This window comes from Sphingomonas sp. Ant H11 (genome assembly GCF_000797515.1).
Classification (GTDB): domain Bacteria; phylum Pseudomonadota; class Alphaproteobacteria; order Sphingomonadales; family Sphingomonadaceae; genus Sphingomonas.
This window is the reverse complement of record NZ_JSBN01000075.1, coordinates 28,798-44,997: the sequence shown is the minus strand read 5'-3', so window position 1 is coordinate 44,997 and position 16,200 is coordinate 28,798. Positions and strand designations below refer to the sequence as shown.

Here is a 16,200-nt window from a genome sequence, read left to right as displayed (position 1 = left end):
GGTCGCGGGCTTCGATGCGCGCCGCGCGGCCGATGCCGCGATCAAGCAAGAGGACGGCCTGACGCAAGACGCGTCGATGTTTTCCGCGCGCTGCGTCGATCGATCCTGCGCGCCGCCCTGGTCGGCAATGCGCGCGACGGCGGCACCGTGGGCCGCGATTTCCTGGTCTGGTCGCAATTGCGCCAGATGATCACCCCGAACACGCCGGGCAACGCGATCGGCGTGTCCCGCCTAGCCCCGGCCTCGCCCGGGCCTGACAGCGCGCGCAGCCTGATCCAGGCCATGCCGGGCAGCCGGCTGTGGATGGACGCCATGCGCGACATGCACTTGTGCCCGGCCTTCAGCCGCGACGATCTCGTCGCCGCGTTCCAATCCTATCGCGAACAGGACAAGGATTTCAAAACCCTCGCCGCGACGATCGTCGCGGGCCTCGCGATCGAACGGTCGCTCAATTACGGCGATTATAGCGTGCCGCTCCACGACGCGCTGGCCGACATGGTCGGCCTCGGCACCGATAAGGGCCTGCGCGATTTCTGGCAGCCGACCGTGGAGCTGCTCAATCTGCTCGACAAGGGACCGTGCCTCGCCATCGCCGAGCCGATGGTCGAGCGCGTGACCTTCGGCACCTGGGCGCGGATGAAGGGTAGCGAGATCTCGCGCCAGGTGCTGCAGGTCGTCACCGGACAACATCCCGCGACCCGCGCATCGATGGCGCAGGCTGCGGCGAACTGGGTGCATCCGTTGTTGCGCTTCCGCGGCAACGTGCCGGCCGAGGCGGCCGATGCCGACGACATGCTTCAGGCGGCTGAGTGATGCCCCGCGCGAAATCCCCCGCATGGACGAGCGAAGAGCGCGCGGTCCTGATCGAGCTCTATCCGGCGCTGGGCCTCAATGGCGTTGCCGATGCCCTGCCGGATCGGTCATGGCAGGCGATCTACGTCATGGCCAACAAGCTCGGCCTGCGCACCGTCTGCACCGCAAAAGCGCCCGAGCCCAAGCTGCAGGGCCAACGCCTGGAGGAAGCCATTCGGCTCCGCGAAGTCGAAGGCTGGTCCTTCGCCCGGATAGGCGCGCATATGGGGGTGGCCGAAGCTTCCGCCTGCAACGCGGTCCTGATCGCGCTGTGCCCGCGCAAGGGATTCCGGCCTGCAGAGCGCGATGCAACGGGTAGGCTCACGCCGGAGGGACTTGAGCGTCTGCGCTATGCGCTGCGCAAGGGCATGAAGGGCTTGGATATCCAACTTCGCCTTGGCGTCAGCGCCAGCTGCGTCGCCGAGCAGCGCCGCCGCTATCAGGCCGATCTGAAAGCGCGCGACAAAGCCCCCCTTCCTCCGCCGGGCGCGGGTGCAGCCTATTCGGGGGTGAAGGTGGCTGTCGCAAAAAAGCGGGAGGTCGAAGGCCTATTGCTCGAGGGCTTTGGCGCCAAGCGGGTAACCGCACAGACGGGCGTCAGCAACACCACCGTCGGCCGTATCCGCAATCGCCTGGTCAAGCGCCTGGCGCGCAAGGGCGAGTGCCTTCCCGGATGTGACCTCGCTGGTCGGCGTATCGGTGCCGCCAAGGCATCCACCAACTATATCCCGCCGGAATCGATCACCGCTTTGCGCGAACGGCTCCTTGCACGGGAGCCGGTAGCCCGGGCCGCGCGGCGCTGGGGATTGGCGGTTGTTCCGCCTATCGCATCCGGAATCAGTTGGCCGCTGAGTTGGCGGCGCAGGGAGAAACACTTCCAGCCCCCAACCGTCTCGGGCGCAGCGCGGAAGCGCGCCGCCTGGCGCGCGAGGCCTCATGGCTTCCCGCTGGCATGTTGCGCCGGTTCCGGCAGCTGGCTGCAGAAATCGGACCAGACGCCGCCAAAGCACAGATCGTCGCGGAAATCGCAGCGGATAAGGCCGCCGCGATCGCCGCCCGGCAAGCCGAAGCTGCTCGCCCCAAGTCTTTCGAGGAGCAACTCGAACGGGTGCGCAATGGTGCCAAGATCATCACCATAACCCCATTACGACGTCCGGGGCCCATGATGACGCTCGGCGGCGTCGCGACGGGTGCCTGTGATGCTCCCGGTTCATCGCACTGAGCGCCCGAGCGGACCCGAGCTGATCGCGGAAATCGAGGCTGCGGCTAGGCACCGTTGCGTCACAGCGCGCGCGCTCATCGCGCCGCTCTATCCTGACAACCCCTCCGCTGCCTTGAACACGATCAGAAAGGCGTCTCATCCAACCGAGCGAACCGTCGCGAAGGTTCGCGCCTTGATCGCAGGTGGACCGATCGCGCGCGAGCCAAGCCCGGCTACCGCTCCGAAGCGAACCCCTATCACCGAAGGGCAACGGCACGCGGCTGCGCGCTCCGCCGGCGGCATGAGAACCACTCTGGTGCAGTCCCTTGATCGGCCGCCGGCACCAAGGATGCCGACCATTCTTGGGGATCGCCGCCCGCCCGCCTGGTCCCGCGAAGCATGTCCCGTCTGTGCCACGCGCGGCGACCTTGGCTGCGCGCATCGACGCCCCTTCGAGGAGGTATGCGATGGCTTACGCTGAAAACACGACGGTGCCGACCGAGCGCTCGATCGCCGAGCCGATCGCCGCCGAATATGCGAGCGGCTGCGCCGACCAGCTTCTGATCTCCGGGCCCAACCAGACCACAATCAACCGAGCGGAGCGCATATGAGCTGGGATACCTTCGGATCGCCCTATGACCCCAATTACCGGGGAAAAGGCAAAATCAGCCGGCCGCAAGAAACCCGCCGCGCCGAACAGGAACAGCACCAGCTGCGCGGGTGCGGCGATCCCGCATGCCCGAGCTGTAACCCGGACACCGCATCGCGCTTCTCCAGCGCAGAACAGTCCGCTGCCTACCGCAGCCCGGATCCGGCACCGGCGCGTAATCGCAGCTTCTCTGTTTCTGTCGACGACAACGCCCGTGAGGCGATGCGGCGCATGAGCGACCGCTTGGTCAATAACATGTTGTTAGGTTACGACATCTCCAGCGGCGAGAGCAATCCGTCCTCGACGTCAGCGAGCGACGGCAAGGCCAAGCCCCCGACATCGTACCGCGATGCGCGCAAGGCGGTCGCCCAATGGATCATCGCCGCCCCCGAACAGGCGTTCGATGATATCGTCGGCAACGATGCAGCACTCGCGCAGCTGCGCGACGCGATCCAGGCCCCGGTCACGCACAAGGCGCTGTATGACGCCTATGGCCTGAAGATGCCCAAGGGGGCGATGCTTTCGGGACCGCCGGGCTGCGGAAAGACGATGTTCGCGCGCGCAGCCGCATCGGAGATGAAGCGACTCTATGGATCCGCGACCGAATTCATCTCGATCTCGGGTGCCGAACTGCAGTCGATGTACATCGGCGAGACCGAGGGACGGATCAAAGCGATCTTCGCCTTTGCTCACGAATATCAGGCGTTTCACGGCCACCCGCTGCTCGTTTTCATGGACGAGGCCGAAGTGCTGCTGCCCGATCGCACGGGCCGCGTGCGCCGCGTCGCACCATGGGAGGAAAGTCAGGTCGCGACATTCCTCGCCGAAATGGACGGCATGCAGGAAAGCGGCGCGTTCGTCCTACTGGCGACCAACCGCCCCAACGTCATCGACCAGGCCGTGCTGCGCGATGGCCGCTGCGACTTCAAGATCGTCGTCCAGCGCCCGACGCCGGAAGCGATCGAGTCGATCCTGCGCAAGAACTTCGCGGGCGTGCTGCTCGACAGCGAAAGCAAGCTCGAGCAGCTCGTCTTTGCTGCGGTCGAATGCCTGCATGATCCGCAGAAGATCATCATCGATGCGCAGACGATCAAAGTCGACTTCCAAGCCGAGATGATCGAGCGCGGCCACAAGCATTTCCTGCTCGAGCATATCGTTTCAGGTGCGATGGCCGCGTCGATCCCCGGCCGGGCGAAGCGCGCAGCCTTCACCCGCGATAAAGCGGATGGGGTCGCGCGCGGCGTCACGACGTCGGACGTGGTCAAGGCGGTCAACGATATCTTCGAAGAAAATCGCGGCCTCGATCATGCCTTCGCCTTCGAAGCATTCATGCGCGAGTTCCTGACTGAAGCGACCGCGTCGCGGCAGGACGGTAAGTCATGACTGCATCGACGCACCGACCGACTCTAGCCGAAGCAAAACATCTCGGCCGGCCAAGCGACCGAGGCCGGTTCCTGCGCATCAACGACGTGATCGCGACGACCGGGCTGAGCCGAGCGACCATATACCGCCAAATCGATGCAGGGGCCTTCCCCAAACAAGTGCCCCTTACCGCTCGCGCGGTCGGATGGTGGGAAACGAGCATCGAAGAGTGGCTCAACGGACGCCGCTCCGCCGCCTGACCTGCGCCGCAACGGGGGCATCCACGGGGGCACCAAACAAACCAGGCGCTCAGTTTTAAACGTAAATGGGGACATTTAGCATGATCACACCGGCTTCCACCTCTTCCGCCAATCGGCGATAGTGCCCCCCGACCGTGGCGGGCGGGGCTATTTAACCCGGAATAATCTCCCCGAAATCGAGGGCCTTCCTCGGTTAGCGCGCCTGTAACTATCAAAATTTTCCGCAGGTTCGGCGTTTCGGCCAAATTGCTTCCTAAAATGAAGATGGGGAAGTCGAAGCATTGGCAACGGGAAGTCTGGCATCATGGGCACCTGCACGGGCGTGAACGCGATATCGTCGGCATCACCGACCGCGTCGATATCGTCGACCACGCAGATGGCGGCCTTGCGACAACACAAGCAAGACTATCTGAAGATGATGGCGGCCGCCCAATCGGGTGACGCGACGGCGGCGAAAGCGGCGTATGCCCGCCTGACCGCCAATCGGACGCCCCCCGTCAAAAGCCCGCTCGCCGCGCTTGGGGCGACGCTCCAGAGTGGCGACACAGCGGCAATCCGGCAAGCGGCGGAGGCCCTGCAACAAGCGCGTGACGGCCAGATCAGCAAGTCGGCCGACCCGAACGCACCGCCACCGCCCAAGCCCATTCCCGCCGCTGCCTACGGATCCAGCCAAACCGACATTAACGTCCTCGCGTGATCGGGAGACAGGCACAGCATCGCGACCGCAGCCGGGCAGGAACGCCGGAGACCGCCCCGGCGACCTCCGATCTCACCTCACGGCGTTTCGCTCCTGCGCGGTCCGCCCTGGACGCCGCTTCGGGTTCAAATCGGGCGCAGCCCGACGACGCAAAGGCGATGCAGCGGTGACGTTCGATCCAGCCGCTTCTGTCGCGTCCGATGATGGTGAGCCGATAAGCCCCGGCTTCGACAGCGCGCGCGCACCGCTTCGCTGCGCGACATCGCTCGATCCGGCGGACTGGTCAGGCTTGCGCGCGCAGGGGCATCGGATGCTCGATGACATGATCGACCATCTCGAAGGACTTTCCGGGCAACCGGCCTGGCGTCCGGTGCCCGCAGACGCTCTGGCCGTTGCGCGCGAAGCGGTACCGGTGGCCCCAACCGATCTGGCGAGCGTGCACGCAAGCTTCATGGACGCGATCCTTCCTTATGCCGGCGGCAATCTGCATCCCGGTTTCATGGGTTGGGTGCAGGGTGCGGGGACGCCCGTCGGCATGCTGGCCGAAATGCTCAGCGGCGGGCTGAACGCCAATTTGGGCGGGCGCAACCATATGCCGATCCTGATCGAGCGCCAGATTCGCGACTGGGTGCGCGAGATCTTCGCCTTTCCCGCAACAGCAGACGGTCTGTTCCTGACCGGAACTTCGCAAGCCAATTTCGTCGCGTTGCTGGTCGCACGAACGCGGATATGCGGTGCGGCTGTGCGGCAAGTCGGCGTGACGAAGGCACCGCGCCTGGTTGCTTATGCGTCGAACGAAGTTCACGGCTGCGTTCCCCGAGCATTGGAAATGGCGGGACTTGGCTCCGACGCGCTCACCCGCGTCGCGACCGACGCTGCGGGGCGGATCGATATGGGCTCGCTCCGGGCACACATCCGGGCGGATCGCGCCGCCGGCCTGACGCCCTTCCTGCTGGTGGGCTCCGCCGGTACGGTCAACAGCGGCGCGATCGATGACCTGGACGCCCTGGCCGATCTTGCGGGCGAGGAGGACCTGCACTTTCATATCGATGGCGCGCTGGGTGCGCTGGGCATGATGTCGCCCGAGATCGCGCCGCTCCTGCACGGAATCGAGCGCGCCGATAGCCTGGCGTTCGATTTCCACAAATGGGGGCATGTCCCCTACGACGCTGGTTTCCTGCTCGTTCGCGAGGGCATCTGGCTGAAAGAGACCTTCGCGTCGCCCGCGGGCTATTGACCCGCGCCGAGACCGGCCTCGCGGCGGGCGGGGACTGGCCATGCGATATCGGCCCCGATCTTTCGCGCAGCTTCCGGGCGCTCAAGACCTGGTTCACGCTCAAGACCTACGGGACCCAGGCATTGGGCGCGGCCATGGCTGCGAACTGCCAGTTGGCCCGCGTATTGGCTGCGCGGATCGCGGCCGAACCCGATCTGGAACTTCTGGCTCCCGTCGCGCTCAACATCGTTTGCTTCGGTTACGCGCCCGACGGCGTTGGCGGGGATGGCGCGATCAACCGTGCGATCGTTGAGGATCTGCACAATGCCGGTCGCGTCGCACCGTCCCTGACGCTGGTGAAAGATCGGCCCGCAATCCGCGCCGCTTTCGTCAATCACCGCACCACCGCAGATGACCTCGACGCGCTTGTCGAAGGAGTATTGCGGTTTGGCGCGGGCCATTCTTCGCGGCGCTGAGGATATATCGATGCCAGTCAACCACCCCCTTCTCAACCGGCCCGTAATCGGTCCACGCACCGAGACGCTCGGCATGCATCGCCTTTTGCCAGTGGCCTTTGAGCGCCGCGACATGACCGCTTTATGGCAACACACCATCCAGCGGATCGAGGCGGACGTGGGCGACGCGGCAGCGATGATCGATCTGTCGATGATGCTCTATTGCCATTTTCGCGCCGACGAAGCGCGTGCCTTGCTCGATCAGGCCATCGCACTTCAGCGCGACTTTTGCATCGTCCACGGTGATGGCTCGGGCCTGAAGGTGCTCGCCTTCGTCACGCCGGGCGATTTCATGGCCAACACGCCGGTCGATTTCCTGCTCAACGGTTCCGACGCCGTTCTGTGGCTGCGCTATGTCGATGCCGACACCGCAGATCTGGACGGCCTGCCCGAACATGATGTCGCCTTGCTGGCGATTGGCGAGGCCACCGAGCATCGCGCCGTCCTGGCGCGGATGGCGGAATTATTGCCCACGCTCGGTGGTCCAGTGATGAATGCCGATCCGCGCCGGATCGCGGGGCTGACGCGGGATGACGTCAGCGCGTCGCTTGCGGCCGAGGCGTCGCTGTGCGTCCCGCCAACCACCAAGGTCGATCGGGCGGTGCTCGAATCGATCGGCTCGGGAGCAACCGAACTCGCCGACCATGTCGCGAGCCTTGCCTTCCCCATCATTGTGCGCCCCCTCGGCACGCATGCCGGCGGCGGACTCGATCGCCTGGACTCGCCCGACGCCGCGCTGGCGTATCTCGCCACCGATGAGAGTGCGAAGTTCTTCATCGCGCCCTTTATCGATTATCGCGGAAACGACGGACTGTTCAGCAAACAACGCGTGGTGTTTATCGGCGGCAAGGCGTTCCCCAGTCATTTGGCGCTCTCCGACCATTGGATCGTGCATTATCTGAGCGCCGGCATGGCCGAAAATGCCGATAAACGCGCCGTCGAGGCGGCATGGATGGAGCATTTCGATACCGATTTCGCTCACCGGCACGCTGCTGCGTTCGCCGCGCTCAATCGTCGAATCGGGCTCGATTATTTCGGGATCGACTGTGCCGAATTGCCCGACGGACGGCTGCTGATTTTCGAGGTCGATGTCGCCATGCTCGTTCACGACATGGATGACGGGGAGACGTTCCCGTACAAAAAAAGTGGCGATGCAGAAGCTTTTCGACGCGTTCGTCACCTATGCGGGCGCGTTGCGAGGGTCGGCTATGAGTGCGCCGCGTGAGCGCCCTCGATTTACTGCACTTGCTCGTCAGCGGCGGGGATGAGCGGCTTGCGCTCGATCCGCAGACGGGGTGCAATATGTATGGATACGGACCGCGTCCGGCTGCCTCGGAACGCGCGCTAAGCTCGTCCACCGCTTCGTCGATTTCGGGCAGCGCCTTTGCGGCGGTCCAACACTATCACCGGTATCTTCTGGGCGAGAGTGTCGCGCGGGGAGAAACCGCTGTTTATCAGGCGGAATGTGACGGTCTCCGCGCCAGCCTGCTCGATTGTATCGGATGTGCGGCATCGTCAGGAGTCGAGGTCCTGCTATCACCCTCCGGCACCGATCTGCACTTGCTGGCGACGCTTTTGTTTCGCCAGCCGGACGCACCCCTTTTCACCCTGACGCTCGAGCCGAGCGAAACCGGCAGTTCGGTGGCGAGTGCGGCTTCGGGCTCGCACTTCATGGCGCATTCGCCAAGCGGCGCGCGCCGGTTGCCGGGCAGTTCGATTGCATCGGGCATAACCAACGCGACCTTTGCCGTACGGGACGATGCCGGTTGCCTAAGAGATGAAGACGGTGTTGAGGACGACATCAACGCCCGTATCGCCGCCGCGATTGAAAGCGGCCACAATTGCCTGGTCGTCGTCACGGATGTGTCCAAGACCGGTTTGATCGCCCCCCGTCTCGATACGGTGTTTCGCCTGAGGGCACGTTATGGCGACCGCATCGATTTCCTGATCGATGGCTGCCAGCTGCGCCTCACACCGGAAACCATTCGGGCCTATCTCGCGCAGGGGTTCGCCCTTGCGATAACGGGATCGAAATTTCTGGGCGGCCCCAGTTTCAGCGGCGCGTTGTTCTGCCCGCCGTCGCTCGCAAAGCGCTGGCGCGACCGCGAACTGCCCCCGCAAATGGCGGACTATTGTGCGCCCGCGGAGCTGCCCTCGGGCTGGCGCGCGCGGCAAGCCTTGCCGGACCGCGCCAATTTCGGCCTGCTGTTGCGCTGGCATGCTGCCCTCCATGAGTGGCAGGCGCTGCTGGCCATTCCATCATCCGAGATCGAGCGCACCGTCAGGACGTTTGGGAAGGCGGTGGAGGATCGCCTGCGGCACGATGGTGCCTTCATACCGCTGGCAACCCGCTCGCTTGACCGGCATCCGCTGCTGCCAAGCGGATTTGATCTGTCTTATGATGCCATACCGACCATCTTCCCGTTCCTGCTCAATCGGCAGAACGGCATCGGCACGCTCAACGCGGTCGAAACGCGGCATGTCTTTGAGAGAGTTGCGCGAGGCGGTCCGAACGTTCCCGCGATCCGGCTGGGCCAGCCGGTCGCGTGTGGCCTACGCCATGGCGAGAAGGTCGCCGCGCTGCGGCTATGCCTGAGCGCGCGGCTGATTGTCGATGCGTCCGACCGCGAGGGCGGCCTTGTGGCAATCATCAACCACGCCATGAAGGCGCTTGACGGCGTCGCGATGGCGTCTTGTGGATTCAGCGTCGAACGGCGATCGATCGCCGCCTGACGGGCGTTTTGGCTGCGACCGATCGTCCCCCCCGCACGAGCGCTGCTCCATGTGAAATCAGACCAGCGCGCGGGTTCCGCCCGAACGGTTTCCGCGACCGCCACAATTCCGCCAAGGTGCTTGATATAAGCTCGTTTTACCAAGGGGTACGCCGCCATTGCGGGTACGCGGCCGTGGGGGAACAGCGTGAAGGCCTCAAGCTGGGCATGGCCATCTTTCGCGCTCGTTTCCGTCGGCCTCGCCGACGTTTCCCAGGCTGCACAAACCCAGCCAGCCTCTGCCGCACCCGCCGACCCGCTGACGCCAGGTTCCATGACGGACCGCGATACAGGTGACATCGTCGTCACCGGGCATCGAACCGCAGGCACTGCCATCGAGACGGTGAAACCGCTTGCCGTGTTCGACAGCGCCGCGCTGCTGGCGCTGGGGCCGACAAGCATGGCGGACCTGATGAAACGCCTTAAGGGCGTGGCAACCTCCGCCAGTGGCGGTGAACCCGCCATCCTGCTTAACGGTCGACGCGTTTCAGGATTCGGCGATTTGATGAGCCTGCCTCCGGAATCGATCGAACGTGTCGAGGTCCTGCCCGAGCAGGAGGCCGCTCGCTTCGGCTTTCCGCCAACGATGCGGGTGATGAACTTCATCACCAAAAAGCATTTTCGGTCGGTGACTTTGCAGGAACTGGGCGGCTCGACCACCGAGGGCGGCGGTGCGACCAACTATGTCGAAGTGAATGGCGCGCGTATCGAGGGGCCGAAGCGGGCCTCGCTCAGCCTCTACTATCTCCATCTCGATCCCCTGCTACAAAGCCAGCGAGCGATCGCGCCAGATCCCGACTCCCTTTTCGCCGTTGGCGGCAACGTCACCGGCGTCGGCGGTGGCAGCATCGACCCTTCGCTGGATCGCCTTGCAGGCCATCCCGTTACCATCGCCGCCGTTCCTCAAAGCGTCGCGGCCCGTCAATCGCTCGACAATTATGTCAATTCCGGCCGGGCGATGACCGATTCCGGTGCCTACCGCACGTTGCAGCAGCGTACAGATACGCTTCACGCCGAAGGAGCCTTCGGGGCACCGCTTGGCAAGAGCGTGGACGGTTCGCTCAACCTTTCCGTTCAGGCAGACCGCAACAGCGGGTTGAGCGGGCTCGCCTCGGGCATCATTCAGGTGCCCGGAGGTACAACGGCGCTGCCCTTTTCCGGGCCAGTACTGGTCTATCGCGCCTTTCCCGGGGCGGTGCTGCACCAGAACAGCTCCACGCTGACCGCGCATGGCGGCCTGACCCTTCAGGGCAGTATCCGACGGTGGTCGTGGAACGTGACCACTAGCTATGACCGCGTATTCTCCCGGGCGGACTCAGAAACGGGTGTTCCACTTGATGCGCTTCAGGACGCGGTCACGGGCGGCGGAGATCCCATGGCAGCGCTCGACGTCGCGAGCGCGGCGCAACGCACCGTCAACCACAGCCGTACCTCGACCAGTACGGTTGCGAGCAAAGCGGTTGTGAATGGCTCGCTCGCCCATCTGCCTGCCGGTGATGCGCAAGTCACGGTTTCTGCGGATTATAGTCGTTCGGTCAGCGGGACCCATGGCAATGGCGAAGCGATCGACCTTGGGGCCGTCAGTCGATCGATCGGCGGAGCCAGTTTCAACACCGTGATACCCATCGCCTCGGCGCAGAACGGTGTGCTGCCCATTCTTGGCCAGTTGACGGTAAACGGCATGGTGGGTGTGTCAGATGTCTCCCGCTACGGGCGGCTGACCAGTTCGAACTATGGATTCACCTGGACCCCGGTGCGGCCCGTGCAGTTGACTGGTTCCATCACCGAAACGCGAACGCCGCCTGCGATCGGCCTGCTCGTCAGCCCCACCTTTACGACGCCGAACACCCCGTTTTTTGATTTTACCGCCGGTGCCAGTGTGCTGGTTTCCACGCTTGTGGGGGGCAACCCGTCACTGATGCCCGAGCGACGGCGAACGACGACGCTGGGGCTTGCGCTACAACCCTTCAAAGACCGGGAGTTCCGCTTCGGGATCGATTTTCTCGACACCACCATCGATAACCAGTCCGCCACGTTGGGAAGCCTGACACCGGACTTTCAGGTCGCGTTTTCAGGGCTATTCCTCCGGGATTTGGCGGGAACCCTGATCAGCGTCGATCTGCGTCCGGTCAATCTGCGCGCGAGAACGAGAAGAAGTTGCGGATGACGCTGAACCTCCAGACCCCGATTGGCCGCGCCCCACCACCGCCGCCTGCGCCGAACAAGGACGGGCCTCCGGCGAAACCGGCCAAACCGCGCCCGTTCCTATATATAAACCTGACGACCAACTATCGGTTGCAGGATCGTCTGGTCTTGCGGAACGGATTACCATCGCTCGATCTCCTCAATGGAGCGACAATCGACGGGACCAGCGGACGGCCCGAGTGGGATGTTGATGGCACCGTCGGCGGAAATTACGGCCCGTTCAACGTCGGGGTGTATGCCAGACTGCAAGCACCAACCCGCATTCGCAGTGCGTCGGCAGTTTCCGATCTTCGTTTCTCCGCGAAAACCTGGCTCACGCTCTACGGATCGCTCGATATCGCCAAGATCGCCCACCGCCCCTGGAGCAAACAGATGTCGCTCCAGTTCACGGTGGAAAATATGCTGAACGACCGAATCCAGGTGCGCGATCGGACGGGGGCAACGCCCAATCGCTTTCAAGCCGCTTGTCTTGATCCGCTCGGTCGGTCCGTCCGCCTGGGTCTTCGCAAATTGTTTTGAAGAGCGCGGCACCTTGCCAGGGCAGGCCTGCTCCCCCGGGGAATGTCACGGCGGCCCTTCACTCCATGAACGTGCCGAGCCGCCGCCCGAAGTCGACGATCGCGTGGCCGATCCGCAGGCGCGCCCGTTGATAGCGCTGCAACGCCGCTTCGATGGGGGCTTCGGCCAATGCGCTTGTCAGCGCCAGCGCATCGCCCGCTGCCTTTGCCACGCCCATCGCCGTGTGCGGGCGCGCCACAAAGGCGCTGTCACCGATGAGTACCAGCCGTCCGCGCGCCATTTGCGGGGTTTCATAATCGAAGATCGCCTGAACGAACGGGTTTGGCTCGGCCAGCAGCGCATCGTGAAACTGCGGCGGAAGCTGCGCCGAACCGGCAGACCGCAGATCAGACTTTGCCGGCTCGGAAAGCTGTCCTGGAGCAAGGGAGAACGCATGAACCTGGCCAGTGCGGTCTGCGAGCGTGCGCTGGAGATCGTCCGCGCGCCGATACCAGACCCAATTGTACCGCCGCATCCCCGGCTCCAATTCACCGTTCGGCCCGGGGACGACATAACCGAGCGCCTGCGATCGATTGCCCGTGTAAAAGGCGAACCGGTCGAGCAGCGTTTGCGCGGCACTGTCGGGAAGCGCGCTTTCGGGGACCAACCCGCGCCAGGCGACATAGCCGGTATAGGTCGCCTGTTGCGCGGTTCCGATCACGGCCGCGCGGACCGTCGACCCGATCCCGTCGGCACCGATGACCAGATCGGCGGTTACGCGCGTTCCGTCTTCGAACTGCACCCATGCCGTGCTGTCGTCGGTTCCTGCCTGCACCGCATCGCGACCGACATGATAGTCCGATGTCGAAAGCACGTCGCGCAATCCGGTATAAAGATGGTCCCAGGAGATTTGCATCTGGGGCGCGGCAACGCGCCCGGTGATGGTGCCATCAAGATCCAGGAAAATGCGCTCGCGCGCCATCACACCGATGGTTGCCAGATCATCAAGCCCAAGCGCGCGAAGCGCGACGAACACCTCTTCCTGCGGAACCAGTCCAGCACCGCGCCCGGCAAGCCCGGCGCGCGAACGCTCATAGACCTGGACATCGTGCCCGGCCTTTCGCAGCAGCCCTGCAGCGAACAGACCTGCGAGCGACCCGCCTACGATCACGATCCGCATCATCAGTGCTTTCTGCGCAGGCTGGCGATCTGCAGCGCGACCGCAACCAGTGCGAACGCGCCGCCAAGGGCAGCGACGGCGTCCCAGCCCCCCGCCTTCCACGCGGTCATCGCGGCGGCCGAGCCGACCGCGCCGCCAAGGAACATCGCCCCCCATGAAGATGGTGTTCAGCCGCGAGCGCGCTTCCGGCCGCAAGGCGTAGACAATATGCTGATTGGAGACGAGCGCGCTCTGCACGGCGAAATCGAGCAGAATGACGCCGACGATCAAGCCGGCCAGCAAGGTCCACACGCCGAAGATCAACCAGGAAAGCAGCGTCAGCAGCGCGCCAATCGCGATCACCTGGTGCGGCCCGTAGCGATCGGCGATCCGCCCTGCAATCGGTGCCGCAAGGATGCCGACCGCACCAACGACGCCAAAGAGTCCGGCGATTTCGGCCCCAAGGCCAAAGCGCGGTTCCTGCAGCCGCAGCGCGAGGATGGTCCAAAACGCCGTAAACGCGGCGAACAGCAGCGATTGCGTTACCGCCGCCAGCCGCAGCGCGCCGAATTCGCGCCACAAATGGACGAGCGAGCGCATCAATGCTCCATAGCGCAGGGTCGAGTCGGGCTTGCTGCGCGGCAGCGAGAACGCCATCATCGCGCCAGCGGACAGCGCCATCGGCAGACCGAGCCAGAACATCGCGCGCCACCCCGCGTGCGTCGCGACGAACCCGGCCAACGTGCGGCTGAGCAGGATGCCACATAACAGCCCCGACATAACGGTGCCGACGGTCGCGCCGCGGCGTTCGGGCGCAGCCAGATGGGCGGCAAACGGAACGATCTGCTGCGCAACCGTCGCGGCAGCACCGACCAGCAAGGAGGCGAGGATCACCAGGATAACCGTCGGGGCAATCGCAGCGGCGACCAAAGCCAGCGCCAGCACACCGAATTGCAGCAGGATCAGGCGCTTGCGCTCGACAAGGTCACCCAGCGGCACGAGCAGGAACAGGCCGACCGCATAACCGAGCTGGGTCGCCGTCGGGATCATGCCGGCCGCAGCGCCCGGAAACTCGCGTTCGATGATGCCCAGCATCGGCTGGTTGTAATAGATATTGGCAACCCCGATCCCGGCTGCGGCCGCCATCGCAAAGGTGGCACCGCGCGTTAACGGGAGGCTCGGCGCGCTGGTCGATTCAGCATCGGCGATCCGCTCCTCCGGGGGGGTACGGCTGGCCCTCTGAATATCAGTCATCATTCACATCCTGTCGCGGTTCAAGACAGGATTTTACCCAACTCTTGCCCCGCGCGAACCCATACTTACATATGACCTAACTTATTTGTTAATATTCAAAATGTTACGACCATTTTCTTCCATCAGCCCCGTCGGAGAAACGGCGCAAGGGACGCCGCTTCACGATCAGGAAGTCGTGCGGCTGCACCACAATCTCGTCGTCGGGCTGGGCGCAAGCCTGCCATTAAATCGGCGAAGAAAGCTCGGAAGCTCGCGAAATTTGCCGCGATGTCTGGCAACGCTGCCGCTATGAGCCCATGTCCGATATCGAGAGAATGCCCCTCGCCCGCGCCTTCTGATGTATAAAAGGAAGATCCATGCCTAACGACCCCGTCATCATCGCCAGCTACGCCCGTACGCCAATGGGTGGCTTTCAGGGGGCGCTTTCCGGCGTCACCGCGGTTGAACTCGGCGTGACGGCGGTGCGTGCGGCAGTCGAACGGGCGCAGGTCGACCCGAACAGCATCGATCGGATTTATATGGGGTGCGTGCTCCCTGCGGGCCTGGGCCAGGCCCCCGCCCGCCAGGCGGCGCTCGGCGCGGGGCTGCCCGATTCGGTAGAAGCAACCACGATCAACAAGATGTGCGGCTCTGGCATGCAGGCGACCATCATGGCGACCGAAGCGCTGATGGCGGGCACCGTCGACGTAGTAGTGGCCGGCGGTATGGAGAGCATGACCAATGCGCCGTTCCTGCTGGCAAAACATCGCTCGGGCGCGCGGATTGGCCATGACGTCGTCATCGATTCGATGATGATGGACGGTCTGGAAGATGCCTATGACAGGGGCAAACCGATGGGGGCCTTTGCCGAGGATACCGCCACCGCCTATCAATTTACCCGCGCCGAGCAGGACAGTTTCGCGATCGAAAGCCTGACTCGCGCCAACGCGGCGATCACCGGCGGCGGCTTTGCCGACGAAGTCGTTCCGGTCACGGTCAAGACCCGCGGCGGCGATGTCGTCGTCAGCGAAGACGAACAACCCGGTAAGGCCAAGCCCGAGAAAATCCCCAGCCTGCGCCCCGCTTTCGCCAAGGACGGCACGATCACCGCTGCTACCTCCGCTTCCATTTCCGATGGGGCGGCCGCCCTGGTGCTGACGCGGGCGAGCGTGGCCGAACAGCGCGGCCTGTCGCAGGAGGCGCGAATCGTCGCGACCGCCGCACACGCCCATGCCCCGGCTTTGTTCACCACCGCGCCGGTCGCGGCGATCCGCAAAGTGCTGGAGCGCGCCGGTTGGTCGGTCGACGACGTCGATCTGTTCGAGGTCAATGAGGCATTCGCCACCGTGGCGATGATCGCGATGCGCGAGCTGGCCATTCCGCGCGAGAAGCTGAACGTCAATGGCGGCGCGACCGCGCTCGGCCATCCGATTGGTGCCAGCGGCGCGCGGATCATCGCCACGCTGGTCGCGGCGTTGAAGCGGCGGGGACTCGAAAAGGGCGTTGCCGCCTTGTGCATCGGCGGCGGCGAGGCGACCGCAATCGCGGTTGAGCTGATCCACCCGTAAGCCGCGCATCGGCA

14 protein-coding genes are annotated in these 16,200 nt (G+C 64.4%); 13 read left to right on the top strand and 1 reads right to left on the bottom strand.

Annotated features, from left to right (window positions below; translation table 11 throughout):
• From NW75_RS14970 to NW75_RS23030, 12 genes are all read left to right on the top strand, one after another.
• The coding region (locus NW75_RS14970) for a hypothetical protein (protein WP_231565227.1) at positions 1-813 on the top strand (813 nt) is incomplete at its 5' end.
• Entirely contained in the window at positions 813-1,991 is a 1,179-nt protein-coding gene (locus NW75_RS14965) for a hypothetical protein (protein WP_052192433.1), read from the top strand. The genes NW75_RS14970 and NW75_RS14965, both read left to right, overlap by 1 nt.
• A gap of 529 nt (positions 1,992-2,520) precedes the next feature.
• On the top strand, positions 2,521-2,664 hold the full coding sequence (locus NW75_RS24535; protein WP_156143042.1) for a hypothetical protein: 144 nt from the start codon (positions 2,521-2,523) through the stop codon (positions 2,662-2,664).
• A complete protein-coding gene (locus NW75_RS23035) occupies positions 2,661-4,085 on the top strand; it encodes an AAA family ATPase (RefSeq protein WP_052192432.1) in 1,425 nt (474 codons plus the stop codon). The genes NW75_RS24535 and NW75_RS23035 overlap by 4 nt, the downstream gene beginning before the upstream one ends.
• Complete coding sequence (locus NW75_RS23910; RefSeq protein ID WP_033965972.1) at positions 4,082-4,324, top strand: helix-turn-helix transcriptional regulator; 243 nt, start codon at positions 4,082-4,084, stop codon at positions 4,322-4,324. The genes NW75_RS23035 and NW75_RS23910 overlap by 4 nt, the downstream gene beginning before the upstream one ends.
• Positions 4,325-4,628: 304 nt before the next feature.
• Entirely contained in the window at positions 4,629-5,021 is a 393-nt protein-coding gene (locus NW75_RS14950) for a hypothetical protein (protein WP_033965971.1), read from the top strand.
• 166 nt (positions 5,022-5,187) lie between these two features.
• Complete coding sequence (locus NW75_RS27435; protein ID WP_197057836.1) at positions 5,188-6,258, top strand: pyridoxal phosphate-dependent decarboxylase family protein; 1,071 nt, start codon at positions 5,188-5,190, stop codon at positions 6,256-6,258.
• The gene (locus tag NW75_RS27430; RefSeq protein WP_197057834.1) at positions 6,255-6,713 is read left to right on the top strand and encodes a pyridoxal-dependent decarboxylase; all 459 of its coding nucleotides are present in this window, start codon (positions 6,255-6,257) and stop codon (positions 6,711-6,713) included. The genes NW75_RS27435 and NW75_RS27430 overlap by 4 nt, the downstream gene beginning before the upstream one ends.
• 10 nt (positions 6,714-6,723) lie before the next feature.
• Entirely contained in the window at positions 6,724-7,977 is a 1,254-nt protein-coding gene (locus tag NW75_RS14940; protein ID WP_197057832.1) for an ATP-grasp domain-containing protein, read from the top strand.
• Complete coding sequence (locus NW75_RS14935) at positions 7,974-9,485, top strand: hypothetical protein (RefSeq protein ID WP_137902301.1); 1,512 nt, start codon at positions 7,974-7,976, stop codon at positions 9,483-9,485. The genes NW75_RS14940 and NW75_RS14935 overlap by 4 nt, the downstream gene beginning before the upstream one ends.
• Before the next feature lie 312 nt (positions 9,486-9,797).
• Entirely contained in the window at positions 9,798-11,690 is a 1,893-nt protein-coding gene (locus NW75_RS14930; protein WP_052192430.1) for a TonB-dependent receptor domain-containing protein, read from the top strand.
• On the top strand, positions 11,687-12,247 hold the full coding sequence (locus NW75_RS23030; RefSeq protein ID WP_052192429.1) for a hypothetical protein: 561 nt from the start codon (positions 11,687-11,689) through the stop codon (positions 12,245-12,247). The genes NW75_RS14930 and NW75_RS23030 overlap by 4 nt, the downstream gene beginning before the upstream one ends.
• A gap of 58 nt (positions 12,248-12,305) precedes the next feature.
• On the opposite strand, the gene NW75_RS27825 is transcribed toward NW75_RS23030, so the two are convergent.
• Complete coding sequence (locus tag NW75_RS27825; RefSeq protein ID WP_331386155.1) at positions 12,306-14,639, bottom strand: MFS transporter; 2,334 nt, start codon at positions 14,637-14,639, stop codon at positions 12,306-12,308.
• A gap of 356 nt (positions 14,640-14,995) precedes the next feature.
• Between NW75_RS27825 and NW75_RS14915 the strand changes: the two genes are divergently transcribed.
• Positions 14,996-16,186, top strand: coding sequence for an acetyl-CoA C-acyltransferase (locus NW75_RS14915; RefSeq protein ID WP_033965970.1), 1,191 nt, complete (start codon positions 14,996-14,998; stop codon positions 16,184-16,186).
• Positions 16,187-16,200 lie beyond the last annotated feature (14 nt).